The sequence below is a fragment of the Methylomonas sp. EFPC1 genome (assembly GCF_016925515.1).
Lineage (GTDB): Bacteria > Pseudomonadota > Gammaproteobacteria > Methylococcales > Methylomonadaceae > Methylomonas > Methylomonas defluvii.
In genome coordinates this window covers 586,196-610,656 of the sequence record NZ_CP070494.1, presented here as the reverse complement: position 1 = coordinate 610,656, position 24,461 = coordinate 586,196, and the positions used below count along the sequence as shown (strand labels likewise).

General features: G+C 46.8%; 18 protein-coding genes and 1 pseudogene. 1 reads left to right on the top strand and 18 read right to left on the bottom strand.

Features of this window, described 5'->3' with window-relative positions:
- Nucleotides 1-7: 7 nt before the first annotated feature.
- Nucleotides 8-571 (top strand): methylated-DNA--[protein]-cysteine S-methyltransferase, encoded by a 564-nt coding sequence (locus JWZ98_RS02810; RefSeq protein ID WP_205453135.1) that lies wholly within the window; start codon nt 8-10, stop codon nt 569-571.
- Between the two features lie 61 nt (nt 572-632).
- Here JWZ98_RS02810 and lhgO read toward each other — a convergent pair whose 3' ends face one another.
- The 18 genes and pseudogenes from lhgO to JWZ98_RS02730 all read right to left on the bottom strand — a co-directional run bounded on the left by lhgO (nt 633) and on the right by JWZ98_RS02730 (nt 24,408).
- Nucleotides 633-1,829: an L-2-hydroxyglutarate oxidase gene (gene lhgO, locus JWZ98_RS02805; protein ID WP_205453133.1), complete on the bottom strand. Its 1,197-nt coding sequence runs from the start codon at nt 1,827-1,829 to the stop codon at nt 633-635.
- On the bottom strand, nt 1,813-2,394 hold the full coding sequence (locus JWZ98_RS02800; protein ID WP_205453131.1) for an HAD family hydrolase: 582 nt from the start codon (nt 2,392-2,394) through the stop codon (nt 1,813-1,815). The genes lhgO and JWZ98_RS02800 overlap by 17 nt, the downstream gene beginning before the upstream one ends.
- Nucleotides 2,395-2,409: 15 nt before the next feature.
- On the bottom strand, nt 2,410-3,291 hold the full coding sequence (locus JWZ98_RS02795) for a hypothetical protein (protein WP_205453130.1): 882 nt from the start codon (nt 3,289-3,291) through the stop codon (nt 2,410-2,412).
- Nucleotides 3,292-3,741: 450 nt separating this feature from the next.
- On the bottom strand, nt 3,742-6,105 hold the full coding sequence (locus tag JWZ98_RS02790) for a hypothetical protein (protein ID WP_205453129.1): 2,364 nt from the start codon (nt 6,103-6,105) through the stop codon (nt 3,742-3,744).
- 6 nt (nt 6,106-6,111) lie between these two features.
- Nucleotides 6,112-7,236: a hypothetical protein gene (locus JWZ98_RS02785; RefSeq protein ID WP_205453128.1), complete on the bottom strand. Its 1,125-nt coding sequence runs from the start codon at nt 7,234-7,236 to the stop codon at nt 6,112-6,114.
- A gap of 173 nt (nt 7,237-7,409) precedes the next feature.
- Nucleotides 7,410-8,807, bottom strand: coding sequence for an MBOAT family O-acyltransferase (locus JWZ98_RS02780; protein WP_205453127.1), 1,398 nt, complete (start codon nt 8,805-8,807; stop codon nt 7,410-7,412).
- Nucleotides 8,808-8,819: 12 nt separating this feature from the next.
- Complete coding sequence (locus tag JWZ98_RS02775) at nt 8,820-9,812, bottom strand: GDSL-type esterase/lipase family protein (protein ID WP_051669808.1); 993 nt, start codon at nt 9,810-9,812, stop codon at nt 8,820-8,822.
- Between the two features lie 213 nt (nt 9,813-10,025).
- Complete coding sequence (locus tag JWZ98_RS02770) at nt 10,026-11,858, bottom strand: carbamoyltransferase (RefSeq protein WP_275899212.1); 1,833 nt, start codon at nt 11,856-11,858, stop codon at nt 10,026-10,028.
- Between the two features lie 17 nt (nt 11,859-11,875).
- Nucleotides 11,876-11,989 carry a DUF5989 family protein gene (locus JWZ98_RS23120; protein ID WP_230410266.1) on the bottom strand — a complete coding sequence of 38 codons (114 nt, stop codon included), beginning with the start codon at nt 11,987-11,989 and terminating at the stop codon, nt 11,876-11,878.
- 52 nt (nt 11,990-12,041) lie between these two features.
- Nucleotides 12,042-12,503, bottom strand: a complete 462-nt coding sequence (locus JWZ98_RS02765) for a hypothetical protein (RefSeq protein WP_033155994.1) — start codon at nt 12,501-12,503, stop codon at nt 12,042-12,044.
- Between the two features lie 459 nt (nt 12,504-12,962).
- Nucleotides 12,963-13,688 (bottom strand): glycosyltransferase family 2 protein, encoded by a 726-nt coding sequence (locus JWZ98_RS02760; RefSeq protein WP_205453125.1) that lies wholly within the window; start codon nt 13,686-13,688, stop codon nt 12,963-12,965.
- Between the two features lie 314 nt (nt 13,689-14,002).
- Nucleotides 14,003-14,233, bottom strand: a pseudogene (locus JWZ98_RS23115) (hypothetical protein); the annotation flags it as partial.
- 265 nt (nt 14,234-14,498) lie between these two features.
- A complete protein-coding gene (locus JWZ98_RS02755; protein ID WP_205453124.1) occupies nt 14,499-16,505 on the bottom strand; it encodes an acyltransferase family protein in 2,007 nt (668 codons plus the stop codon).
- Between the two features lie 308 nt (nt 16,506-16,813).
- On the bottom strand, nt 16,814-17,275 hold the full coding sequence (locus JWZ98_RS23110; RefSeq protein ID WP_240348188.1) for an IS5 family transposase: 462 nt from the start codon (nt 17,273-17,275) through the stop codon (nt 16,814-16,816).
- Between the two features lie 473 nt (nt 17,276-17,748).
- On the bottom strand, nt 17,749-18,702 hold the full coding sequence (locus JWZ98_RS02745; RefSeq protein ID WP_205453123.1) for a hypothetical protein: 954 nt from the start codon (nt 18,700-18,702) through the stop codon (nt 17,749-17,751).
- On the bottom strand, nt 18,699-20,864 hold the full coding sequence (locus tag JWZ98_RS02740; protein ID WP_205453122.1) for a hypothetical protein: 2,166 nt from the start codon (nt 20,862-20,864) through the stop codon (nt 18,699-18,701). Before JWZ98_RS02740 ends, JWZ98_RS02745 begins: the two co-directional genes overlap by 4 nt.
- On the bottom strand, nt 20,864-22,927 hold the full coding sequence (locus JWZ98_RS02735; protein ID WP_101052024.1) for a hypothetical protein: 2,064 nt from the start codon (nt 22,925-22,927) through the stop codon (nt 20,864-20,866). Before JWZ98_RS02735 ends, JWZ98_RS02740 begins: the two co-directional genes overlap by 1 nt.
- Entirely contained in the window at nt 22,924-24,408 is a 1,485-nt protein-coding gene (locus JWZ98_RS02730) for a hypothetical protein (RefSeq protein WP_205453120.1), read from the bottom strand. Before JWZ98_RS02730 ends, JWZ98_RS02735 begins: the two co-directional genes overlap by 4 nt.
- Between the last annotated feature and the right edge of the window lie 53 nt (nt 24,409-24,461).

Sequence of the window (24,461 nt, the reverse complement as noted above, 5' to 3'; positions counted from 1 at the left end):
ACTAAATATGAACAATACTATTTCTCCAAACCATAACGGTGAACCCGGCAACCAAATTCTATTTGCAACCGGGATGTGTTCGTTGGGCTGGCTGCTAGTGGCGGTTAAACCAACCGGCGTTTGCGCAATCGCCTTGGGCGATGCTCCGGACAATTTAACCACAGCCTTCCAGGATAAATATCCTGAAGCGGAGTTTATAGACGGCTCACTCGAATTCGAACGCATTTTCGCCGCATTGCGACAATTTATCGACATACCGGAGCAAGGACTGGCGCTGACATTGGATACAGGCGGAACGCCGTTCCAACAGCGCGTTTGGCAGGCATTACGGGAAATCCCTGTCGGTGCCACCGCTAGTTACAGCGAGATTGCCCGGCGCATAGGTTCGCCGAATTCGGCGCGTGCGGTGGCAAGCGCTTGCGCCGCCAATCCTTTGGCCATAGCCATACCATGCCACCGGGTATTAAGGATTGACGGAAAATTATCGGGTTATCGCTGGGGTTTGGAACGCAAAGCGGCGTTATTACGCCGGGAGTTGCTTTACAAAAAGCAACTAATCGAAATCGGATGATAAAACCATAATCCGCAAATTGGCAGCCCGCGCCGATGAAAACCCATTTATTCAAGGCCCGCTAAATGGCTTGGCAACGTTCCGCAATCATTCTGCCGATGGGAAGTGCTGAAGTCGCAGCCGGCGAAGGTGCATTGCAGACGTGCAGCATGCGCTCGGTCTGCTTAAACAGAAAATCGTGGACGGCCTGACCTTCATCGGTAACAACCTGAGCACGGATACCCGCCCGGAACGGCAATAAATCTTCAACGCTTAACGACGGGCAATATTTGCGGCATTTCCGAAGGTAAGCCCGTTTGCTAAACGACGTCACCAACTCTTGCTGCGCGTGGTGGCGGTAGCGATAAATCAATTTCCAGAACCCAGGAAATCCTAAAAAATCTGCGCAATCTCGCCGGGAAAACGATAACTTGGGATAGCCTTCGCGGGCGAAACCAATCACCGCGTTTGGCCCCACAGTCACGCTCCCGTCTATCATACGGGTCAAGTGAATACCCAGGAACGGCAGCGCCGGGTCGGGCGCCGGATAAATGAGGTGGTTGACGACCGCGTTTTTGGCTTGCGGCAATTGAAAATATTCGCCGCGAAAGGGCACGATACGAAAATCAACATCCAGGCCTGCCAAGCGGGCCAACCGGTCGGCTTGCAAACCGCCGCAGACGATCAATTGGCCTGCGCGAAAGAGCTCTCCGCCGCCCCCAACCTCAACGTGGTGGGTACTCTCCTCAATACGATCCACCTGCAAACCGTAACGCACCACCACACCGCCTTGCACCACTTGTTCGGCCATTTTACGGCATACCAAGCCGTAATCGACAATCGCCGTTTCCCGGCTATACAAGGCAGCAATCCCACGAATATTTGGCTCACTGCGTGCAAGCTCAGCTCCGTCGAGGCGTTCCAATTGCAATCCGTTAGCAATCGCGCGGTCGTACAGTGTATTGATCCGTTCGTGCTCCACGCTGTCAGTCGCCACGATAAGCTTGCCGCATTCGTCGTAGGGAATCCCATGCGCGCGGCAAAAATCCTTGGTCGCCACCAACCCCTCCCTACACAGACGCGCCTTCAGGCTCCCCGGCTCATAATAAATACCTGCATGTATGACGCCGCTGTTGTGACCGGTCTGATGTCGACCGGGCATCTCCTCTTTTTCCAACAACACAATGCGAGCGTCGGGATGGCGTTCCTGCAGCGTCAGTGCAGTTGCGAAACCGACGATACCCCCGCCGATAATGCAAAAATCAGAAAACGTCGTCATGTTGCCTCTTCAAATAATGCTGATCGAGAACTGAGCAAGCCTCGGCAAGCGAATATATCGCCACAGTCGGTCGGGCGTCGTTGGCATCCTCTCCCAGCAACAGCGTCACGCCAACCCCCGCCGCTTTTGCGGCAACGATATCGGAATGTTTATCGCCCAAAAGCAGGGAACGGGACAGATCCAAACCAAGTTCGTCGCGAGCCCGCAACATCATCCCTGGATTGGGTTTGCGTTCGAAAGACTCACGTTTGTAGTCGCCAACACCGTGCTCGGGATGAAACGGACAAAAATACACCGCTGCCAACGGCGCACCTTCCGCCGCGAAGCGCTCACTCATCCAGGCCGTAAGCGCGTGAAATTGCGCTTCCGTATAAAAGCCCCGTCCGATGCCGGCCTGATTGGTCACCACCACCAACACCAAGCCCAAGCGGGTTGCCAGACGGCATAGGTCGAAAATGCCGTCAACAAATTCAAAATCTTCGATACGGTGGACGTAATTCTTTTCGACGTTGATAATACCGTCGCGATCCAGGAACAATGCAGGTTTTGCGTAAGTTTTCGTCATAGAACGGCTAACCCGTCAAACAAACGGTTTCAGCAAACCGTGAGCGGCCAGCTGCCTGCCCAAAAACCATATCCATAACGATAAGCGCCAGCGCAACGGCAAACCTTTATCCAAAAAAATAAAACGTGTGATATAGCTTGCGACACCCAGCATTCCATGAGGCACTGAACTCGGAACACAATCATCCAAAGCGGCCGGCACTGTTTCCTTCTGACTCACTTCAGATAATGCTCTGGCACCATTTGCCCGCATGGTGATTAGCGACAAGAAATCGCCATCATCGGCAAACCTTCCTCGCTGCCGGTAGGTATCATCCATGGGCGCCTTTCCTGCCCGATAATGCATATGCTCGAATATAAGCTCAGGTAAATAGCGAATACGTTTAAGGCCCAGTTTCTCCAAACGCTTAAAAATGTCCATAAGGTGATAATCGATGAAGGCACCTTTATAAATCATTGGAAAAGGCTCTCTTAAAATCTCGCAAGTTTTTCGGGAAAGGATAGGGAATGTGCAAAGATTTCCTTTCTTAAATAAATCGTTTCCATAGGCAAGATAGATACGATCCGGAATACTGTCATGTAATTGGCGTATTATGCTGTCCCAACCACGAGTGCGAATAATCATATCGTCGTTGGCAAGAACGATAATATCTCCACGCGCCATTTCATAACAGGCGGTATTGTAGGCGCCCATGGTTGCCCGAGGTCCTATAATACGTTTAATGGTTAACCCGGGGCATTCCATCGAGTGGCTAGCAAAATCATCCTCGTCCAGGTAAACAATAACTTCCACATATTCCGGATACTCGCTATTCTCGAGAACGCTTTGTAAAAAGTCGTTGGCGCGTTGCAAGCGGCCGCGGCTAGGTAATAGGAGGGAAATCAGCGCATTTTTCATAACGCCTCGATACCATCTAAACTTCCAAGAAATCCAGCCGATCTTGAATAAGCCATTAAACAAAATTTAAAGTTGACGATCAGATATTCCTCGCTCTCGAATTAGAGATTTGATATTCCGTTTTTCCATAAACTAAGGTAGTTTTAGCACGCAACAATATTGGCACCAAAAAAATTTGCCCTTCGGCAACATAAACTGAATCATAACAGCCTTAGTTAGACAACACGAGTTGGAATTTCGAATTGTAACTGGATCCTGTACACGACCAGACTTGAAGACAGATCGCACTTTTTATAGCCAATACTCAATAAAAACAACCAGATCGATCCCCAACGTCAAATATGGACAAATCAAAAACCGAGAGATTGTAAAAACTCTACCTGCCTTTGCGAAGCCGTTGATGGAACGCAACCTGTTGGATTGCAATCGGTTTCGACAGTTTCGATACTCTTATTGCGAAGGCTTTTTCGAGGCACCCTCGGGATTGTGGCTACGGACTGAATTAGGCCGCAAGAAAAGCGAGGTTATCCTTGACAACATATACCTCCCGTAGACGCCTACAATCGTCAAGAGTAGAACAATCGTTAAAAGATAATTGATCCAAATCGTCGCGGCGGTCCATCGGGAGCCTCCGGTAAAGCGGAATGCCACCTCATGGTACCCGGGAGTCAATTCTAAGGCCTTAAAGGCAATATTGGCCGGAAGAATTGGCGCGGGATGACCATCGATCTGGGCGTGCCAGCCTGGATGCAGGCTGTCCAAATAAATCAGGAATCTGTTTGAACCAGCAGGTATCTCAATATTGGCTATCAGTTGGTTGGCACTGAAACGGCGAATTGTAATTACGTCCGTAGAAATGGCCGATGATGAAGTTGGCATCGCGTCGGACCAACCTGGATGACTAGTCTGGACGACCGGCGTTTCGTACAGAGTCGCCGCGTTATTGATGATATGTCTCACCTGGGCGTCGTTATCTGTGAGAACCGGCGTACGAGCTAAATAGAGTTTTGGCGTTTCACAGCCAATTGCAGCCATTAGCGCAGTATCGTTAACGACGCTTCCAAGTGTGAAATATTCCTGCGGAGACTGCCCGTCCGTTACGGCAAGACGTGTCCGAATAAGCGAATCAAATGGCGTACTTATCATATCCACGCGGTGAACCGGAAAACACAGATCGAGCGACAAGCTTCCGTATCCCAAGCTGTTGCGAGCCCCCCATACCTCCATCAGGGATAACTGATGAATGATGTCCTGCTCGATTTCTCTTCGGCGCATCGAGCTATAAAGCAAGGGACGCACATCGTAGGCGTGACGGAGAGACTGCCAGTGCCTGAACCAATTTGGCGTCATGGCCGGGGCGCGCCACTCCAGCATGAACTTATAACTCATCATTTCCAGCAAAACGCAAACCAGAAGACCGGGACCCAGTATGTCGCGCGTAACGAGCTTAGTCCCAAGCCCAAATGCCACCAGGACAAATAATACAACGATAGCCCACTGCCAATAATGAAAGGCGAAAGGTATATCCAGGCTGGAATCGCTCGCGTAGGCATACTGCCATCCATGCTCAGCATCGACCATGACAAAAACCGCACCCAATGCAATAGCGAGCGAGGTAAGGAACAATGTGTTACGGCCACGTGCGGACCTATTTTCCAGATAATGATCAATACCAAATCCCGAAGCAACGATAAGCAGAATCTTCGCGACCGGCGTGACAAATCCGATGTGGCGAAATTTATCCATCGTGGGGAAAAACCTATAGGCAATTTCCGCCACCCCCCCAGAAGCCCCCAGAGAAAATAGCAGCACCAACCCCACTAAAAGCACGAACACCCCAAAGGCCTTTGTCCTTGCGTGTATCAGGGCAAACGTCACGAACAGTATGGTGAAGAGACCGCTGTAGGCAACAAAAGCAAAACGAACCGGTGCCGCATAGATGAACTCCATAAATTTCACGGGTGATACATATCCCCCATAAGTCAAGAAGATATCCAGCCCGACAGACCCGTTGGCCTGCCGCAGGGAAGTGAAGCTTTGCATACCGTCGATTACATGCCGGGCAAATTGAACGTTCATAAAAGCGATGACCAGCGCTACGCAGACGATTACCTGCCCTCCTGGATTCGGAATCGCAAAGCGTAGAAGTGACGGCATTTGAGGCCGGAATAGAAGCAGCCAGATACAGACGAATGCGCCCAGCGTGGCCGCAATGAATATCTGCGTATAAAAAAGCCCGCCCAGAGTCATCGCAATCAGCGCGAACGCTAAATGTTCCAAGCCTTCACCACGTAGATACCGGGCGGTGTGATACAACAACAATGGATACAGATAAATCAGGTGGAAGTTCCAATGAATCTGCGTCCCCCAAGAAACCGACAGCACACCAGTGATGCCAACGATGATAGGGCTGATGCGGTGCCTATGGAAAAGAGAGGACAGCTGGTAGAGGCCATAGATCAGCAAAGTTTCTTCGAGATAAAGTCCGAACCGAAACAGTAATAGCGTGTCAGTGACGGAAAAGAGTTTTCCCAAAAAAACGGCAGCATAAAAAGCCGGCGTGAACGTGAATGCATAGGCAAAATCCGCCGTGACACCCTGACTGGTAAATGGTAACCAAAGTGGAAACTCATCCGAGAGTAAAAATTCGCGATAGACCGTACCAAACATCTGGAAGTTAATCATCGTGTCGTGGGCCAATGGCAGATTGGCTGCTGCAAGAGTCCAGAATAGACAGGCATGCAGACTCAGAATGATGACTAGGTCAGAAGGGAAGTAGTTGCCTGTAACATGTTTAGGAGCAGTTTCAGTCATGCCTTACTACCGTTTCCACCTGACCATTGAAAAAATAGCTGTAGCAATAATTTCATTTGCGCGTTCGGTCGTATGGGCGAAATCCAGAAACACCTCGCCTTGTTTATTATCAAGAACACTTCTCAAATCTACCGATATAATTCCGTCGGCATTCAATGCGTCACTCTGGTTAGCAAACTTGTCAATGCTGTGCGTATACACAAACTCCATTCCTGGAGGGGTCAACAAGAAGTTATCAATAAGAAATTGCTCGTGTTTAGTGCGAGATTTAAGAGAAAAGATGGACGGTTGAAGAAAATGATAAAAATCAGCGCCCGACGCTTTGCTGTATTGATGCGCTAAGCGAATATTATTGGCAAAATTCTCGCTCGCCTTAATCGCCCTTGCGTTTACCTCTTCGGCATTGCGCGTATGTAGAGGGGGTGACTGCTGTTTGATATATTTGAGAAGTTCGGCAAAGTGTATTAATTTTAATTTCTCTAAAACCGGCAATATTCGCGATTCAAGGACACCGGGTTTTTCTGAATTCCGTAGAGTGTTTATATTGAGACCATATTCATAATCGTTGTATACTTTATATATAATATCGCAGCCACCATCGAAAAATATTACAATATCACCTTCTTTTAGCGTTGTTTCGTGTAAGAAAAAAAGTTGCTGCTCGGAGTTCATTGATGAGACACCGTAATTCACGACTTTATATTGAGTCGTAATTTCGTTGATCTTGCGCTGCACTATGCTCGGGATAGTGTATTCGTCCGGTACTTCCTGAGAATATATTGTGGACGCGCCATAAATGTATACAGTATTTTTCGCGTCTTCCGGGACAAACGCCGTCCGGCGATGCCCGTCAATCACATTGATATACTTACCTTCAAAATTTACTAATCTACGGACTTTATCATCAAATTTTCCTTTTTCTCCGTTAGAGGATTCATGCATGAATTCCGCGCTAAAGTAAGGCGAATCAGAATATGCCGGTGGTTTTTTTGCCCTGAAAACCCACCGGGAATCATATGCCGGTAGTTTTTTTATGATGAGCTGACTACATATTTCTATTAAATAACTCGTAACTATAAGAGTCACAAGGACAATGATCAAATTGGATATTCTGTCGAATTTCACCGCCATCAACACGTTCTCTTGTAAGGTTTGTTATTGTTCTTTAAAGGGCTTGACTCCAATCATACCTATAAGCAACATCCTCAAACTTATCGGTTGATTCGGAGTTTCCAGTCTCTGTGCTGAATACCCGGTTTTGGGTCGTAGGCGGCTTATGGGTAAGCCTTGTTTCGTGCAATTCGTCAGAAATCGAAATAGATAAAAGCCGCTGTATTTCCTTGACTTATTGTGATCGCCACAAGCCAACAGAAAGCCAGCGCAATCCATATAAATTCAGGCTGAGCGTAATGAACCGCAATTTTGATCCGCCTGATGTCGTCAAACCGGTGTAGCGCGAAGAACACTAAGATCAACAACAACGGAAAAATATTATTGTTGGCGAACGAATCAATCCCGCCCCAACCACCGATAAAGGGGGCCGCCCAGATGTCTAGCGCTTTTGCAATAGTCGGGCTACGAAAGAAGACCGCTGCAAAAGCGAAAAAATGAAATGTCAGCAACACCCCAATCCAATCGGGCACTTTGCCGGATGGCAATCTGCGTAAGGCGGGCCGCAACAAATAATTAACCGATATACCGATGCCGTGCAGCAAGCCCCAGATCAAAAAGGTCCAATTCGCACCATGCCATAAACCGCTTAATAGCATGGTGATCAATATATTACGGACGGCCTTGAACCGTCCGCGCCGGTAGCCGCCGAGCGGCTGGAAAAGATAGTCACGAAACCAAAATGACAGCGTAATATGCCACCGGCCCCATAAGTCGCTAAGCGAACGCGCGGCGTAAGGCCGACGGAAGTTATTAGGTAGACGGATTCCGATCGCGAGCGCAAGTCCAATCGCCATGTCGGTATACCCACTGAAGTCGCAATAAATTTGAACCGAGAAACCGTAAATTGCCAACAGCGCGTCCAGAGCCCCAAGCGTCCCGTTTTGGTTATAAACATCATTAACCGCAAAACCGACCTGATCCGCAAATACCAGCTTTTTGACCAAGCCAAGCGAAAAAATCGCCAGCGGCACGGTAAACCGGCGTAGTGTCGCCATGCGCTGCCGTTCGAGTTGCGGCAGCAATTCAGCAGGGCGCAGAATCGGCCCGGCGATTAGATGCGGAAAGAATAAGACATAGGCGAGCACTGCCGATGCGGATGACGTTGCCGGAAACTTGCCTTTGTAGATATCGATGACATAGGCCGTGAGGGTAAACGTGACGAAAGACAAACCAAGCGGCAGCGGCATATTGAGCAAATTGTCTTGCATACCAACGAACGGTCCGATCAGTTCCCTAAAGAAAAAATCCGTGTACTTGTAGAAAACCAGCGGCAAAAATAAACCGATGACGCACGCAACCGCCCGGCGTTTGCGTGCGACTGGATTGACCGCGCCATTCATCCAAATGACGCCGAGGTAGGCGATTGCCGTCAATAAGTAAGGCAGCCATATGTATTCGATTCGCCACCATCCATAAAAAATCGTACTGCCAAGAATGATCAGGTAAATTCTAAATTGCTTGGGGATGATAAAGTGGAGCAGGAAGTAAACGGAAAAAAATACAAAAAATATCGGCGAACTAAATAGCATTCCTTGTCCTGTTTAATTATTGACAGAGGCGTGACCTGATTGGGAAAGCATGGGCAGGATCGCCTCGGCCATTAATCGGTGGCCAAGTGCGTTAGGGTGCGGATCGGTAGGCATCGCCCAGATGTCTTTCGGAGGCACACCTTTCATTGTGGGCAGCTGGTCGCAATAAGTGTATCCATACTCAGCCGATACTTGCTTCATGATGTCATGGACAAACCCGAATTTGTAGTCAACTAAGTTGTATGTGATGGGCGTCATGGCCAGATATATCCGAATATTGTTCGCTTTGGCATACTCCGAAAGTTGTCTGAGCTTTTCTTTCATTTTGAGCATGCCGGGCGCTTCTGGCTGATAGACGTCGCGATAGTACTGCACCATTGATTGTTCTCCGTTCTTATCGAAGAACCGGTGATAGACGCCCCATAAGATCACCGCCAGTTGACTGTGACGTAACAACAAATTATCTCCGCCAGCAGGCAGGTCTTCAGCGTCGCGCAGACAATAATGCACGACGATATCGGTCGGATGCAGGCCGGTAAGCTCATCAAAAAAACGGGAAACGTAGCGCTCTGTGTTGTAGTTGCCGACGCCGGCGTTAAGCACCTGTACGGGCTGTTTGTCGATAGCGCTTAACGCCGTCTCAAGTCTGGCTTCAAGGGTGTCCTGTTCAGAAACTCCCCAGCCAAATGTGATGGAGGCACCGAGAAAGAGAATTCTTCGTCCGCCTGGCGGCAAAGCAGAAAGCGGGGCACCGCGCAACCCATGCTCGTTGAGGCGAATTTCGACATTCTGCAATATCGCCGATTTTGACCTGACATGATCGAAGTCAAGCATAGGCTCAGGGCGGCGGGTTTTTAGTTCCTTGCCGTAGCGCCACATCTCGATATCGTAGTTGGTCATTGAACTGTTTTTTATGCGCAGGAGGCCTTCTGCGAGACCGAGAGCAATTGCCGACGACAGGCAGAGCAAAATTATCGATAGGAATTTTTTATTAGTTTGTGGCATGGCAACCTTAGCGAAAGTTTGATCTATGAAATTCCAATCACTTGACTTTGGAGTGCCGTCGTTATTTTTGGCGGCTGGCCAACTGGTGTGTATTGGGAAAATCTATTTCTCAAACAAGACAAGGAGGAGAGACTTGTTTTCATTGGCAGTTTTTAATTCAAAAATCAGTTGCTATTCAAGTAATGCGTTGGTTTTCTAATAATCAAGCCGTGGTTAATCCGGCTCAAGAGTGGTGCTGTAATTTGTTTTCAGACGGTTATCCTGTTTTTCTTTGTAGAGAATGTAGTTCTCAATGACCAGTAATTCGATCTCGGAGCCCATGAAACAACGAAACGCATCCTTCGGGCTGCAAACGATGGGTTCCCCTCGAATGTTGAAGCTGGTGTTAATGAGTACAGGGCATCCAGTGCGGGCTTTGAATGCGGAGAGGAGTTCATGAAACCTCGGATTGGTTTCGCGATCTACGGATTGGATTCTTGCGGAATAGTCTACATGGGTCACTGCGGGTATTTCGGAGCGCGGTATATTTAGTTTATCGATCCCGAACAGCGCCGATTCCTGTTCCGTTACTTCCGTTCGCTTGTCTTTGGCTACATTGGCGACGAAAAGCATATATGGGCTGTCGCAATCGAGTTCAAACCACTCAGCCATATCCTCACGCAATATTGCCGGCGCAAAAGGACGAAAGCTTTCGCGATACTTTACTTTTAGGTTTAATGTTTTCTGCATCGCCGGATTACGCGGATCGCCAAGGATGGAGCGAGCCCCCAGCGCTCGAGGGCCAAATTCCATGCGCCCCTGAAACCATCCAACGGCTTTTCCCGCTACCAAAGCATCTACGGTGGCCGTAATCAAATCGGCGTCGCTTAGCCTTTCGAAGCGCGCGCCGGCGCTGGAGAGCTGTTGTTCAATCTCCCCATTATTGTAACTCGGCCCCAGATAAGTGCCGGACATTGCATCTTTTCCATTTGTCCGGCGCGGTTTGTCGCAATGCGTGTAATAAGCAGCCAACGCGGCGCCAACCGCACCTCCGGCGTCACCCGCGGCCGGTTGAATCCAAATGTTTTCGAATTTACCATCGCGCAAGATTCTGCCGTTAGCCACACAATTAAGTGCGACGCCGCCGGCAAGGCAAAGATTTTTACGGCCGGTTTCATTGAATAGGGCTCGCGTCAAGCGAAGCACTATTTCTTCCGTAACCCATTGAATAGATGCGGCAATATCCATGTGCTTCTGGGTCAAAGGCTGCTCGGGCTTTCGCGGCCGATCGCCAAAAAGCGCGTCGAACTTTTTGTTGGTCATCTTGAGGCCAGTGCAATAATCAAAATATTGCATATCCAGCCGAAAACTCCCGTCGGCTTTTAGATCAAGGAGTTTACTCAGGATAACGTCGACATATTTTGTTTCGCCGTAGGGCGCCAGTCCCATTACCTTGTATTCGCCAGAGTTGACTTTAAAGCCAAGATAATAGGTAAATGCCGAATATAAAAGGCCAATCGAATGAGGGAAATGAATTTCCTTCACTGCCTCTAAACGGTTGCCGCATCCGATTGCTACTGAAGTCGTTGTCCATTCGCCGACGCCATCCATAGTTAATACAACGGCTTCCTCGTATGGTGAGGCAAAAAAAGCGGAGGCGGCGTGGCTTTGGTGATGTTCGGCGAATAGCAAACGACTTTCTATATTCGAATCCGCACCCAGGTTTTTCAACTCATCCCGCAGTAATAGCTTTTGAAACAGCTTTTCTTTGAGCCAAATCGGCATTGCCGTTAAAAATGATTGAAAACCACGTGGAGCAAAAGCAATATAGGTTTCAAGAAGTCGTTCGAATTTTAAAAAAGGCTTGTCGTAAAATACAACATACTCAATTTGATCCAGATTTTTACCGGCCGCGTTCAGGCAATATTCAATTGCATTTTTAGGAAAAGCTGCATCATGTTTTTTGCGGGTAAACCGCTCTTCTTGCGCCGCGGCGATTATCTGACCGTCTACAATCACACAGGCCGCGCTATCGTGATAAAACGCCGAGATACCTAATATATTCACGCTTTCTTCGGCAAACTTCAAAATATGGCGTAGATAAATGGCGCGATCGCGGAGCCTTGGCTTAAAACGACCAGACCGCCGACCAAGGCTAGTACGAATATGATCGGTAATAGCCAATATTTCTTTCGCATGGAGAGGAAGACCCAAAGTTCTCGTAAGATATTCAGCATTACTAATTCCACATTAGAATTGATTGTTCATATTTTGTTGTTTAACCACAATAAGCGGTCGATTTTGCCAATATGTTGGCGCTTTGCGATCAAATCTCAGCTTGAGTAAATCTCTTTTGAGGAGGCGCATTAATAGCCCAACAGGCAGAATAGTCAATAAGAAAACGGCTCCCATTATGACGGGATTAATTAAATAAGATAAAATGAGACCCAGACGGTACCAAAGATTATTAAGAGGACGTAGTGGCGCCATCCAAAAATAAGCCAGGAACAGAAAAATGGCGGCAAGGGATAGCCCCGTCAGCCACCAACAATCATAAAAGTCACGGACTCGATATAGCCTTATAAAGGCTATCATTAAAAATACGACAGAAAAAGTTATTCCAAATCCGCGTTCAGTTGGTTTTTCTGCATTCTCTTCTTGGCGCGAGTTTTCAAGCACGTAACCTGATCGTTTATAAGTGGATTTTCTCATAGATTTTAACTACTAGCGGCACTAGCCGATACGGCGTTAAACGCTGGTAAAAGTGGCCGATAAACTGGCGAACAACGCTATCCCATTGCTCGACGCCTCACCCAAATGCCACGAATCGATACTGATCAACACCCCAATCCCGCGGCATGACGACAACCGAAGCGATGATCGTCAAACTTTTTCCTGTTTATTATTTGATTTCCCTGATAGGCAATATAAAAAAGTACGCCAGAAACAAGAAAATTGAATACGACACTCAAATCATGTATGAACTAAAGATGCAAAACCGGATGAATTTTACTCGTTAGCCTGTTGCATTAGGGAGCCTCTGATTAATTCGTTAACATGAATTTCCGTACCAATTAAATCCAATGGCTTGCGCATTGATTTTTCTTGAAAAACTGAATTAATCAGAGGCTCCTTAGAATAATACAACCTGTTTCTTTACGGTATGTTTTGTTATCTATTCAGACTAGGATGATAAAACAATGCATCTCGCAATATGGATTTTAATAAAACAAGAGCGCTCTTATATTTTCCTAGCACCCCGGGATGGGCTCGACTTCCTTGCACGCCTATTCTAGGGGGCTCAGAAGAAGAAATTTCCGTTATCTTCAAACCGTACCTAGCACCACGGGTTAATAACATTATTTCCGAAAAATCACTCTTGAATTTATCTATTTCCAATGTATATAGATGAGACTTTTTGAATGCTTTGTACATCACGAGCCCATCTGTGTATTTTGTTGAGAAAAGTATATTAATAAGACTGGTAAAAAACTTATTGGCAATTCCCGATACGAAATCATCATCTTCCGAAATTGCATCACCTTTGTATCTCGATGCTACAACTATATCATAACCGGCGTTTATCTTTTCAATTAGCCTTGGAATATCTTCTGGAATCGAGTTACCGTCCGGCGAAAACGGAATAATGACATCACCTCTAGCCAATTCAAACGCTTCCCAAAAAGCCGCTTTAACTCCTTTTGATTTTTGGTGTACCACATTATATCCTTTAGAAACAAGGTATTCTTTTGAGCCATCATCAGAACTACCATCAAGAATCAATATCTCGTCACACCAACTTTTGTCTATCCGCGGCATTATAACTTTCAATGCATCTATTTCATTTTTTACAGGAATAAAAAGCGTTGTTATAAATTTTAATTTCGAATTATCCATTTTATTTTTCAAATAAACAGCCGCATTATAAATGCAGCTTGCTGCTCTGTTCTTTTCTTAGCCTTTAATAAAAATCCAGCAAGAACACGCCGTCAAATTATTTTTAAATCTATAACTCAATATAATATCGACTTACATCATAAAAGCCCAGCAATAACTAACCGGAATATTAATAGCCACTCTAGGAAACCTCTCATTAATGCAGTTTATCAAGAAAAATCGATGCGTAAGCCATTGATTAATATACAGTGAATTCAATGTTACGAATTAAACACCCCCCTGAAAAAGCCAAAATTTTTCAGAGGGGACCGTCCTCACACGAACGATAAAAATTGCTCTGATGAAAATGCGCCCCATAGCCGAAACAGCGACTGCCCAAAATAACGCCAAAAAATCCTCAACCGCCTGAGGATCGAACGGATGTTGTGGCCTGCACCGCACAGGATGGCATGCAACGCATCGCCCATTTCGCCTTTCAGGTAGTTGCGCCCCAATAGTCCGTCGTTCTGTAGGTGGCCGATGATCGGTTCGATGGCGTTGCGGCGTTAGGGCACGTTTGAGTCGTCGGGTATCCACGCGCCGCGTTTTTGCCGGGCTTTGTAAATCGTGACACGGGTACCTCGACGCCCGGATAACCCAAGTCCACACCCGCTTCTTTGGCGCTGGCAGGCATAGCATCAAGTAGCGGCAAGAAATGAATAACGACGGTAGCAAGCAAGGCAAAACCGCTACGCGGAGCGCCTAAAACTAGCGGCTTAAATGAATTCATACTCAATTCATTACCATATGAGCGTTCTATTACAGTCAAACTCAAGACACATTCAAATTTTGGTATTTTGCACGAATGATCCCTCCAAGCTTTTTAAAGATTTTAGTTGACGCAGCCGGCGTTAAATGATTATTGTCAGCTGTAATCAAGCTATTTCCGATAATAAAGCTGCAAGTAGATAAATCATCGACGACATCACATAACTGTTCTTGAATATCGAAGTAGTCAACATTTTCTTCATTTGCAATTTTTTGAATTGCCCGGCGCAAATCGACAGTATTAGAAAGTAATCCGTCTCGCGCAATAGACTGAATCTCATACTCGGTGGACTTCTCATTTGCCTCTCGAGCAACTATATCAATTAGCTTCTCTTTAAATATAAATGGCTGCCCAACTACTAAAACTGGCTTACCAATTGCTTTCATGTATCTAATAGTTTCCCGGAAATTATTATAATCCGGGCCAAGCGACGCAAATATCGTCAAATCGATAGCGTTTTTTTCAATAAAGTCAAACATAAATTGATTAGATTGAAGGCAGTAATCCATCCCCCAATTAACACCAGGCCTACAATTTGACGGTGTTGCTTGAAGAAGATTAAATCGCTCTCTAGGCAAATTCTCATTCAACCCCATCCAACTATAACTTGCTACAGAATCTCCCATCAGCAATATATTGACCTTACCATTAACAGGCTGAATACATTCTGCTTGATCAAAGTTTTTAAAATTTGTGAACGAGCAACCTGGCGCCCGAGGTTTCAAGGTACTTAACGAATCTTTTGTTCCTGATAATAAGTACGAGACATTTTTAGGGAAACGCCATCGCCAACCATCATGAGAGTAAACATGCAATGCTGGAGCTCCAACAATTACTAAAGACAATGAAACAGCAGACCAGAATTTACGTCGCCCGGAGGAAGTGCTTTGAAAATCGATCCTTCTAAAAGGCGTTTCAATAAATTTGTATAGTAAAGCGGCGATAGCTATCGATAAAATCAATACAGCGACCTTATCAAGAAAGCTCCATGACTCCGGTTTTATATATTTATAAAATACAATCGTCGGCCAGTGAATAAGGTATACTGAATAACTGATTAGACCCAAGCCAGAAACTAACGGATGCCTCAAAAGCGCACCGAAAAGTCTAGATGTTTTTACGCCATATATTAGTAATGCGGCTCCAAAACACGGGAGTAGCGCAAAAGTGCAATTATAAGCATGCTCATCTTTATGCTGCGTAACCGCATACATAATTGTTAAAAATCCAATAAATACAGCAGCCTCTTTTACCCAATCAGAACGATTTTGACTGTGTTCAACACCTAATAAAGCAGCTCCTAGTGAAAATTCAAATATACGAAATGGCATAAGAAAAAATGCCGAGGATTCAACGTTGGAAAACGATACGGACAAATATAATCCGAGTTTATTTTGAATTTCAAAAAGATTATTGACATAAGCGATATTTAACAAAACACTGAAAGCGGAAATCAAAAAAAATGCTTGAGTTAAATGCGCTCTTGGGACTCTGCGAAACAAAAATAAAACAATTATCGGCCAAATCAAGTAAAACTGTAGCTCGACACTAAGAGACCAAGTATGCAAAGCGGGCTTTAGATAAGCCGCTTTGTCGAAATAGCCAGATTGACTCCAAAATAATATATTTGACAATCCGACCAAAGCATAAAAAATAGAACCGCCAAGATGTTCAAAATCGTCCGGTCTAAACAATATCTCCGCTATAAAAAATGATAAAAAAAGAGTAAACGCCAACGCCGGAAATATGCGTTTAGTTCGTCTAATCAAAAACAACCCATAGTCAATATTTTTTACACGGGACTGATACAACTCATCCAACAACAATCCGGTTATTAGGTAGCCACTTATTACAAAAAATATATCAACACCGACAAAACCGCCCTTAAAGCCAGCGATCTCAAGATGAAATAAAACAACTAATATGACTGCGATGGCACGGATACCATCAATTTCTTTGTAATAAGTACTATTTTGCGCGCCCGCAGTGTGCAAAAGCGAACTATTCAAATTTAAGCCCTCGCAAAGTCAAAAAACCAACATTGCCGCAATTAGAAATAATTTCTAACTTTAAATACCGAACCAATGTTGGCGTTTTAATTTTTTAACGCTCCACACTTCTGCATTTTCGTTATGGAACCTCTGAATAATAGCTGTTTTGAAATACATCAGTTTCAATAGCCGATCAAAACTCAAAAACTGACTGATGATTGATCTAAAACAGTCCGATTTGTGCTAGCAATGCGCCTTATTTGGCAATTGCAGACGCAATCAGGCTACGACGTTATTAGGCATCCCCACGCGGACATTGGCAATCGCTACCAGAAAGGCCAATCGGGCCTGATACCCGCATCGCCGTGGACGAACTGTTCCTCGCCGTGCAACAACGAGACTGCTTCCGCGATGTCGCTGACGTTGCCCGAGGTGACTTTGAGGGTATGCACCAAGCCGGTTTCTCTATCGACGCCGATGTGGAATTTGCTGCCGAAAAACCATTGATTGCCCTTTTTGCTCGAATGCATCTCGGGATCGCGCGCTTTGTCCTGGTTTTTAGTCGAAATCGGTGCGGCAATCAGGCTGGCATCGACGATAGTGCCGGCTTTTAGAAACAGCCCGCGATCCGCCAGCGTTTGGTTGATGACCTTGAAAATCTGCGCCATCAGCCCGTGCTCTTCCAGCAAGTGCCGGAACTGCAAAATCATGCTTTCATCCAGCACGGCTTCCAGACGGATACCGCAAAAACGCCGCAGCGATTCAATCTCATACAGCGCCTCTTCCACTTGTTCCCTATGGGTATGCCGGATCGGAGTAGTTATAGAGAATCTGTGCGACGTGAACATGCAACATGGTATTCAACGGAAACGGTTTGCGCCCACGTCCTTTACCTGAAGCATAATGCGGTTCGATCTTCGCTAGCATGACGGCCCACGACAATAAAGCTTCGAGCTAACCGAGAAACTTCTCGTGCCGGGTGACTTTGCCTTTGTTAGCGTATTCGGCATCGGCAAAACTGAGTTATCGTTAAGGGTCCATGCGCGTCGTCGCGAAAACCAGGTGAATGCCAAATTATATCCCTGGTGTGCAATTAATCAGAGGTTCCTTAACGGAATAAATAGCGCCACGAGACTTTAGTTATTTCAGAATTCCCTTGAAACTTCTGCCGGCAAGAAAAATATCACTTTTTAGGAAGCTGATGCGCCATCTTATAATCCATCAATATTTATCTTTTGTATAAATAGTTCATGCCTATTAATCAGGTGTCCAAGTGCTCCAATAAACTCCAATACTCTATCAAATCATGTGGAAACCGATGCTTTGCGAGAAAAGATTGCCGCATGCCTTCATATTGCGTCAAACAATCTTGATAGGCCTGGGGCCAATTATTCACCACCCGCCTTAATTCATCTTCCCAGCCAGTTTCATGCAATTGAATACAGCATTCAGCAATGCAGGATCGGTCTTGCGTTCCAATCGAAACCGTTGCTCGGCCGCAACGCAACGCGGCAATGATACGCATCAGTGAAAGCCAACGCCAATTGGGTCGCTGGGGAATATTCAACACGATGCGCGCGGATTCATTAAGTCGGTCACGCCCCTTTCTCGGTAAAAAGTTCGAGGTTTGCGCTAACACAAAACGTTCGGCAATCGCCCGTAGCGTTTGATCCCGAAACGCAGTAAGTGCGCCGGAAAAAACGACTTCATGCGTCGGGTTTTGACCCGTCAAATCAACACGCACTAATTCGGGAAACGGAAGCGTTCTGACTGTAAGGCCGGGAAACATTCTCTCAGACCCTACTAACTCAGGCAGGTCCCCCAACACAAAAATAGCCCGAAAATAAGGTACGCAATCCATGAGATTCTTGATTCTCGCCACCTGAGTTGCAGGATGCATGTAGTCATTATTGCTCCATAATCGGTCGCCATGGATGAACAATTCGTTTCCAACCAGATCAAGGTGCTCGGTCATAATAACCGCCACTCGCTTGCCAGTGCGTTCGCAATAATCAATGAGTGTCCTGCTGGTCATTTCCGAAAAATTCTCGATGACCACATTTAACGCACTATCCTTTGGGGTGCGCCCCATAGTCACGGAATAACCATGTTGCTGCATTATCAGAAAAAAGAACTCGATCTGATCAGTTACGCCTTGTAAAGGATGGTTATATAACCAAAGGTGAATCGACCGACTCTTGGAATGCCCGGTCATGACAAACTGCGCTCTACAGCCATTCTTACATCCTCAAGCGAGTCGCCGGTATAGAGCTGGCTATAGCCGTTTGTATTTACACGATTCATATCAAATGCCCCTTCGGCTTGCATGATTGCAAAAAAAGAATTTCCAACACGGATCAAATTGAAGCCGCAAACCCCTTCTTCAACTAACTCAATGCTTTCTTGCGATACAGTCGATAACTCTTCGACTTTACGCAGTATGTCCTTAAGACTTGTTCCTTTAATGCAAACTTCGTAATCTCCAGCATCTGCGCGCTGCTTGTTGAATTCTCCTCCATTCTTGGAGATGGCATAAAACTGATGATTGCAACGTATAATATTCAGCCCATTCATATCTTGTGCAACAAGTTCAATATTGGCTTCCGGCTGGGCTATTTTTTGCTCCGCAACTATTTCGCCAAAGAATTGCCTCCATGCTCGATATAAACGCCTTAACAACTTAAGAAATTTGGATGAGAGCGCGTAAACAAGGGGAAAAGGCATTAATTTGTTGGCTACGACTTCAATAAACCGTTTTGTATTGCGGCGCTCGGCCTCCGTGATTGGGACTCTGAGATAACATCCGCCTAGCCCTTTTATTTCCGTTGAAAACGCTAGAGGGATGGGCAATGACTGCTCGACATACTCAGTGATTGGAGACCAGTCATGCAACCCCACCGCTTGATCGCCAGGAGAGGCAATAAAACACCCTCCCATTTCGGTGACGCATCCTTGACCGGTATGCAATCTGGCTACCGGTTGCGGCGGACTCGTGAAAACCCTGCCCCAATCGCCGTCGTCAATTAAAAGATGATGCTTCGCTGGCAATAAATCTGTTGCCCCATTCGACACAAGATTATCTTTACGAAAATCCTGATATAAACCATATACGTCAGACCAGAAGGCTTCGCTGAATAGGCGCCCTGAAAACTCCATACGAGCTTTTCTGCACACGTTGGCAGACAATTCTGCGTATTTTTTTGGATTTTGGAACAGTTCTGTTATGCGCCTTAAGAGTTGTTCAACAAGGGCGTCTTCCAAATCTGGATTTCGAGCATATTGATCAATCATTACTCCGCATTCAGAATCCCGTCGCCAATTATTGTCAAATACCCCAGATAAAACTATTCCATCCTTCCCATCCACGACATAGCGGCTGGTCCCAATGGTATCGGAGACAACCGGCACAGCGCCCGCCCCCATAGCCTGCATGATCGAAACCGAATGCAAGGAAGCGCTCGGAAGCAGCAGAAAATGCGCGGCGCACATTAGCTTCTCCAGTTCATGCGCTGTCAGATAATCCTCAATCCATATAATGCTATGACCTTCGTGACAGCCCAACCAATCTAAATCAACACCATATTGTCGCAACATTGCATCCGAGGGGCGTCCACAACGCATAAACAATCGTTTATTCTCCGGATCGCGACAAAAGGCTTGCCAAAAACGCAAGACAATATGCCCGCCGCGCAAGAAAAAATTTGCAGGGTTCTGATTGGCCGAATTGACAAACAGGAATCTGGCTGACGATAGAGGGCCTTTGGATAATTGTTTATTTTCTTCCGCCCCCTCCATTAAACCAATGCGCGACAAATGAAGCTTGGCATCGATGATAGGCGACGCAAAAAAACGGCTCAAATCCGTGATCGTCTCAGGTAAATGGGAAAAAACTCCAAGACACAGCGGATTTTCAAATATTCGCTTGTAATGCGCTCGTACCTGTTCTTGCGATTCCATGCTACCGGTTCCTTGATGCGCGAATGGAAAAAAAACCGGCGCGAACGATTCGCAGTGAAATACAAAAGGGCGACACAGACTCGGAAACGGTGCAGTGTGATGAACTTCAATCTCACCGGGCAATAAACGGGTTAATGCCTGATTGGCAGACCAATAATGTGCAAAGTAATCCTTCTCGATAGGCGATAAGGAAACGTTTTCCAACTTGACGGCCTCTTTCGCAACTTCGGCGAGTAAGGATTCTCTGAACGCCTCGTCGCCGCGCAAAGATTGCGATAACTCGATGTTATCCCATGCCGCGATATTCAACCAGTCGGGCTTCTCTTCGAACAACGCCCGATAGAGGGGATGAAAGCCATTCAGCGGAATATAGTGTGTCAGGCTCCAGGGAATTGCGACATTCAGTATCTGTTCGCTCATCAAGGTTTTCTCCGAAACAGACGCGATAGGAAACTCGCATTACGAATGTTGAGCTTATTATTCAAGTCCATAATTCGTTCTTCTTGTTTGTGTAGTTCACCTTGCAAGCCTGCGTGCTGTTGAATAATGCTAGTTAACGTATTCTGCAAACTTTTGACCACGGAGTCCTCAATTTGCAGGCTCAATCCCTGTAGAGAACCTTCGATTTTTTCTCCGTATAAACGGGACATATCATAAACATGCTGTTGAATGATGCTAGTTAGCGTATGTTGCAAACCTTTGACCACGGAGTCTTCAATCTGCAGACTCAAAGCCTGTAGAGAACCTTCGATTTTTTCCCCGTATAAACGGGCCATATCATAAACATTCTGCAACTGTAACTGTTCCGATTGCGTTTGGATCGAACGCGCACAGTCGTCGAGCTGAGCTTGCAAACCGGCGATATTTCCGTTGACATTATTCGTCAGGCGAACCGCCGTCGAGATACCATCTATATCATCCATCAGAGTGTCGACATCCCTTGCCATTAGAATAGCGTCCGGCGTGTAAAGGGTCAGCAAGGTCTGTAAATTTTGCGCTAAATTGATCGTGCCAACAGACTGACGCAAAGCGAAATAACGTCCCTTCCAGGCCACCAAATTGAAGCCTTTGTAAGCATCAAAGAGACAAGGCTCTTCGGATTCCATCCAGTAGGCCAGGGAAACGTTGTGCGCCGTGTTGGAATGCAACTCAAGCCCCGTATGGTTAAGCTGCGCCAATTGCCGATCATAAGCCTTACGGCCAATCAACAATACGGACTTTAATTCGGCAAGCGTCGTTGCCGAAGGCAAGCGCGCAAGCTGCTGGGGCGCGCATTCATCCAGAGCAATAACACCCGCCGAAAGGGGGACGGCATAAAAACGGCGGGCATAGCGGACAAGATTGCAGCCCATGAAGTCTTGTTCCACGGTCAAAGGCATCTCGTTGAAGTCTTTGGACGAATACCGCAACGGACGCGACTGAAATTCAGCCACCCGGCTAGGAATCAACGAATCACCCCTTACCGTGTAGCCGAAGCCGGAAAGAACATCAGCGCATCGATCAGCCAATTCGTCGATCAGATTTGAAGGCAATTGCGAAAGATAGCCACCTATACGACCTTCACGAAAGGTCGCCGAATTCTGATTGAAGACCTGAGCAGCAATGTCTTTGGTAATACCGTCCGCCTGAAGTTTTAACTGTATGGCCCAAATCGATTTAAGTTGAGCGCGCGCCGAACCGCCGCCGGCTCCCCCCACCAGTTCCTCGAAAGCGACCGGGATGACATTCGGAAAATTCAGCCATGGCAAAAAACCTCCCACACGCTGCCGTAAGGAACCCAACAACCATTCGTCGTCTACCAATTGGCGCACCCGATGTTCAAAATCCTCACCGGAAAAATAGCCTGCGAAAACCGTTTTACCTTCGCGATGGTAGTAATGCGCCTCAGAGACCAGAATATCCAACGGGTGCCGGTAAACAAAGAGCACAGGGGATTGAGTAACCGGATGGTGCCGATTGCCAAATGGCGCTCGGCGCACCGAGTCGATAAAGAAATCGCGAGCAACCGTATGTGAGTTACTGTATTCGATACAATACCAAGTGCCTGGCTTGGGAAAATCAGGTATTTGAATACCAGCGGCATATCCCAACGCTCGAGCAAACTCGTAGGCCAAATGCGTTCCGGCCTTGGGGATAGAAACTATAAACAAGGGTTTGCGACTCATGTGCCAATCACTTTTCGGCGCAAAAATCCGTACCTGTTGCAGATCCAAACATGCCAACAACAGATCCCCAAGTTGCTCGCCGCGAGTTTCCGTAAACAACAACACGCGAGCTTGTTTTAGAACTTCCATTGGCGGAATATCCGCGTGCGCAATAACCGATACGCCTTCGTTAGCAGCATCCCGCACGATGGTATCCGCAAGCTCGCCGTGACCCACAAGATAAACAGGCCCGTTTAATGGCGGATTGTCGCGCAAGGCTTCTGCAAAGGCTCGCGCAGTCGGCTCGAGAAATCTAAGTTCGCTGCTGTTTCCTTTCATTTATTCACCATCAAAATGAGTTCGGAAAAAGAATCTGCAATTCCCGTAAAAGCAATGCCGGAGAGGTTCGGCAGGCTAAAATCGACAGGCCCCAGCGCCTGTGGAACCGCATAATACTTGCCTTGAAAAAGTACGATATTTGTCGTTCCCACGCTATCCAGCAACAGAGGCTCAGAGTATTTCTCCTTCTTACCGGCGTAGGAGCACTGGCCAGCATTGACCGCAGCGGTCATAGCGGATACAAACGAGGCCAGCTCCGCATCATTATCGTAAAGTCTTGATACGACTGGCGTTATCGAATCTATCATGGCCGAATCTAAATCGTCATTATGCACCGCGTCGATCCAGATTGAGGCTGCTTCATTGAAAATGCCGCACGCCTCCTCCGCCACATCCGACACTTCCATGACCAAGCTTTCGTCGCGGCACGAGGACCGCTCTATGGACGTATGGGTTCGCCAAGGATATTGGCGAAAACCAAAACGAGAAAAATCGATATTGGACTTGTTGAAAGCAAATCCAAACAAATCTTCGTCACCGTAATCACGAAATACCTCGCCCCGTCGAATATAGTCTTCGAGCATTTGCTGAAATGGCGTATACGCACTTTCGTCTAAAGGCGACATGGGGCCGTAACCGTAGCGAACCGCATACTTTTCGATCCCGTGGTCGCGCAAAATATCGAGATGAGTATTGGTTATCCAGCCCTTCCAACCCTCAACGATGCCATGCCCCCGACGTAGATTGTGCTTGTGGGCGCCGGTTAGATTCACATGGTCGAGTTTTGCCCATAAGGCTTGCGCCTGAGGTACGCTTGTGCCGCAACCCAATTCATCTGCAATACCGAGAATGGTCTTGACCGGACTATCAATCAAGTCTTCCCAGCGCATCAAATAGTATTGGTGATCTTGCTGTGTGAATTCTTCAAGGTAAGCCTTAAAAGGCGGCAGTAGCGCTTCGAAAAAGTTAAGATCGCTAAGCTTGTAAAGAGCAAGGCGTTGTCTTAGAAAGTCGTTATCCTCCTGACAGGGAACAAAACGTTGGATATATTCACTGGCCAGCGCATTGATCGAAAAACAGGCAGATGTTAGCGTTCCCGCGGGATGACGCATTGATGCAAAACGCAAGCCCTTCGGGACATCAAGCGCGCTCAACCAAGCCGCCGGCCCAACATGCGAATGGACAACCTCGTAATAATTGAGAATCTCTCGGGGATGAGAAGTAATTAGTGTGAAATCCCCGCCACCACGCAGGCCGATATATTTTCGAAATCGAGCATCGCGAAACTCGGAACCGGCCAACCATTTAGGTCCTCCGGCCAATTGTCGAAAGTTGTAATTGTAAATGAGATCGTGCGACAGACCGCGGCGCATGAACACATCTTCTATTCGCCGGGAAATCTGGAATCCGGCAGTGTCGCACAGCGCTTTGATGCTAAGCGTACGTCTATCCCGTGCCGGACCGACAAGTTCAGCAATCACACTGATGAGTAAAGAGAAACCGCTACGGGGATAACCTACCACCAACGGTCGTG

Bases quoted from the DNA above. Each gene is read 5' to 3' on its own strand.
- JWZ98_RS02760 (WP_205453125.1), bottom strand. From the start codon at position 13,688: ATGGATAATTCGAAATTAAAATTTATAACAACGCTTTTTATTCCTGTA.
- JWZ98_RS02790 (WP_205453129.1), bottom strand. From the start codon at position 6,105: ATGACTGAAACTGCTCCTAAACATGTTACAGGCAACTACTTCCCTTCT.
- JWZ98_RS02735 (WP_101052024.1), bottom strand. From the start codon at position 22,927: ATGAAAGGAAACAGCAGCGAACTTAGATTTCTCGAGCCGACTGCGCGA.
- JWZ98_RS02765 (WP_033155994.1), bottom strand. From the start codon at position 12,503: ATGAGAAAATCCACTTATAAACGATCAGGTTACGTGCTTGAAAACTCG.
- lhgO (WP_205453133.1), bottom strand. From the start codon at position 1,829: ATGACGACGTTTTCTGATTTTTGCATTATCGGCGGGGGTATCGTCGGT.
- JWZ98_RS02800 (WP_205453131.1), bottom strand. From the start codon at position 2,394: ATGACGAAAACTTACGCAAAACCTGCATTGTTCCTGGATCGCGACGGT.
- JWZ98_RS23120 (WP_230410266.1), bottom strand. From the start codon at position 11,989: ATGCGAAAGAAATATTGGCTATTACCGATCATATTCGTACTAGCCTTG.
- JWZ98_RS02745 (WP_205453123.1), bottom strand. From the start codon at position 18,702: ATGACCGGGCATTCCAAGAGTCGGTCGATTCACCTTTGGTTATATAAC.
- JWZ98_RS02785 (WP_205453128.1), bottom strand. From the start codon at position 7,236: ATGGCGGTGAAATTCGACAGAATATCCAATTTGATCATTGTCCTTGTG.
- JWZ98_RS02775 (WP_051669808.1), bottom strand. From the start codon at position 9,812: ATGCCACAAACTAATAAAAAATTCCTATCGATAATTTTGCTCTGCCTG.
- JWZ98_RS02810 (WP_205453135.1), top strand. From the start codon at position 8: ATGAACAATACTATTTCTCCAAACCATAACGGTGAACCCGGCAACCAA.
- JWZ98_RS02780 (WP_205453127.1), bottom strand. From the start codon at position 8,807: ATGCTATTTAGTTCGCCGATATTTTTTGTATTTTTTTCCGTTTACTTC.
- JWZ98_RS02795 (WP_205453130.1), bottom strand. From the start codon at position 3,291: ATGAAAAATGCGCTGATTTCCCTCCTATTACCTAGCCGCGGCCGCTTG.
- JWZ98_RS02740 (WP_205453122.1), bottom strand. From the start codon at position 20,864: ATGAGCGAACAGATACTGAATGTCGCAATTCCCTGGAGCCTGACACAC.